Genomic DNA, 1,072 nt, shown 5'->3' with positions numbered 1-1,072 from the left:
CTGCATCGCGGGAGTCGCTTCGGCTGCCCGAAGGCTTCGCCCAGGAGGTGGTGCCTGCGGAAGGCTGCGCCGGCCTGCGGGTGGGGGCCGGCGGATCGGTGGTGGGGTTCGAGGTGGAAGAGGAGCCCCTGCAGGCGTTCGACGAGATGGCGTGCCTGCTGGGCGATCGCGGGTGGACGGCGGTGCCCTCGGGCACCGGCACGGGCGGCTCGTTCGTGAAGGAGGCGGGGCGGTACCGATGGGCCTATGTCTCGTGCGTCAAGGCGGGGGATACGACGTGCGTCGTCGTGCAGTGCGCGGCGGCCGATGGGAAGGGATAGACATGGTTGAGGAAGCGAAGAGCGGGGCGCGGCACCGCGCTCCGGGCGGAAGGGCTGCCAGGGGCAGCGTGCCGAAGCCGGGACGCGACGCGTGCGAACGTGCGCGCATCCTGGTCTCTCCGAACGCGGGCGAGGGTGATCGGAGCGAGGCGCGCACGGCGCTCATGCTGGCTACGCGCACGCGGAGCAAGGCGGCGGGCCTGCTGCTCAGCGGCCCGAGCGACAAGGCGCTGCTGCTGGTGTCGTGCAACGACGTGCACACGGTGGGCATGCGCCATGCCATTGACGTGGCGTTCGTGGATCGCCTGGGGAGGGTGGTGGAGGCCCATCGCTCGGTCGGGCCGCTGCGCCGGCTGCGCAACGCCAAGGCCGTGGCCGTCGTGGAGCGCTTCGCCTCGTGCGATGCGCCGTGGTTTGCGGAAGGCGACCAGGTAGTGATATCCGGCGGAAGGGAGGTCGCCCGATGAAGACGTGTCCTGTGTGCCGGGCGCGCGCCTTCGAAGACGCCGAGGTGTGCTACGGCTGCCTGCACCGGTTCGATGGCGATGGCCGGGACTCTGCTGTGGCGGAGGAAACGGCCTGGGAGCCCGCCGATGCCGTGCAGCGCGCCGCATCGGCGCCACCGAGCGCGCAAGCGCAGCTCCAGGTGCCGTCAAATGTGCAGATGCAATCCCGGGTGCCGGTAAGCGCGCGGGCGCAATCCCACGTGCCGGCAGTTCCGCGCACGCGGCCTGCGATGCCGTCGGGCGCTG

General features: G+C 71.5%; 2 protein-coding genes. Both read left to right on the top strand.

What is annotated here, in order from left to right:
- Positions 1-320 (top strand): hypothetical protein (locus tag GPA_RS11755; RefSeq protein WP_049784132.1); only part of this gene is annotated, 320 nt, incomplete at its 5' end.
- Between the two features lie 2 nt (positions 321-322).
- Entirely contained in the window at positions 323-787 is a 465-nt protein-coding gene (locus GPA_RS11750; RefSeq protein ID WP_015539997.1) for a DUF192 domain-containing protein, read from the top strand.
- Positions 788-1,072: the final 285 nt, after the last annotated feature.

Origin of the sequence: Gordonibacter pamelaeae 7-10-1-b (assembly GCF_000210055.1) — a bacterium.
GTDB lineage: Bacteria > Actinomycetota > Coriobacteriia > Coriobacteriales > Eggerthellaceae > Gordonibacter > Gordonibacter pamelaeae.
This window is presented reverse-complemented; position numbering and strand designations above follow the sequence as displayed.

Excerpts from the sequence above, each read along its gene's own strand:
- GPA_RS11750 (WP_015539997.1), top strand. The coding sequence starts at position 323 with ATGGTTGAGGAAGCGAAGAGCGGGGCGCGGCACCGCGCTCCGGGCGGA.